A 1,060-nucleotide genomic window follows, 5' to 3' on the forward strand; every position below is an offset into this window, starting at 1 on the left:
CGGAAAATGTGCGATCCGGTCGGCACGCCTTCGATCCCGCCGCGCTCATGCGTGCGTGCAACGATGCCGGCGATCTCCGCCGATGAGCGGAACGAACGGAACGGGGCTTGCGCGCGCACGAACAGATGCGGATCGGCGGTCTTGGGACGCGCCGTGGCAATGTAGTCCAGGATCGCGTCACCGACGTCTTGAGGCAATGGCAGGCGATCAGGCCGACGCGTCTTGCCCTTGACCGTCAGGTGGCCCGAGCGCCAGTCGATATCGTCGAGGTGCATATCCCGAATATCACCGGCACGCAGGCCAAGCCGGGCGAGCAGGAGAATGATGGCCTTGTCCCGAACTTCCACCGGGCGATCAGTCGGACATGCGCCGATGATCTGCTCGATCGTTGCCGGGTTAACGTGCCGGGGCAGCGTCGAAAGACGGTAGCGTTGCACTGATGGGATCGCGTGCAACAAAGCTGGACGGCAAATACCCTGCACGACCAGGAACCGAATATAGCTCCGTATTATCGTGACGAGCAGTGATGCCGAACCCGGCGTCTCCTTGCTTCGTTGTTGAAACGCCCGTCTGAGGACGGCTGCATCCCATTGTGAAGGCTCGCCGAGCATAGGCGCGAGCCGCCTGATATCGGCCCGGTAGCGCCGGATCGTCTCATCGGTCGCGCCGCGGTGTTGCTTGAGCCATGCCAGATATGCCGCCATGTGCGGGTCGTCATCCGACACCAGTTCGACTGAAGGGATGACACCGCGGTCGCGCAAGAACTCGACGAAGTGCCGAGCGCCTCGCCGCCGCCGCTTCGCGCCCGAGGCAACAAGCTTGCCTCGCTTGCGCCAGACCGGACATCGACAATCATGCGCGCCGTACTGGTCGATGATCGTGTCATCGATATCGGCCCATTGTCGTCGCGCAATGCGAAGCCAGGCCGCGAAATGCTCGGCCTCGGATCGATAGGACTGGGCCGGTCCTTGCGCGAGTTGCAAGCGATCGATCCCATCGAAATAGTCGGCGAGGTGCCGTGGCAGATCGTCGATCCCGTCGTCGACACCGACGTAGCCTT

General features: G+C 62.8%; 1 protein-coding gene. It reads right to left on the minus strand.

Translation table 11 applies throughout. From position 1 onward, the window contains the following. A partial coding sequence (locus AACY45_RS27070; protein ID WP_339548493.1) for a tyrosine-type recombinase/integrase occupies window positions 1-1,060 on the minus strand: 1,060 nt, incomplete at both ends.

This window comes from Pseudomonas sp. RA_35y_Pfl2_P32 (genome assembly GCF_963970735.1).
GTDB lineage: Bacteria > Pseudomonadota > Gammaproteobacteria > Pseudomonadales > Pseudomonadaceae > Aquipseudomonas.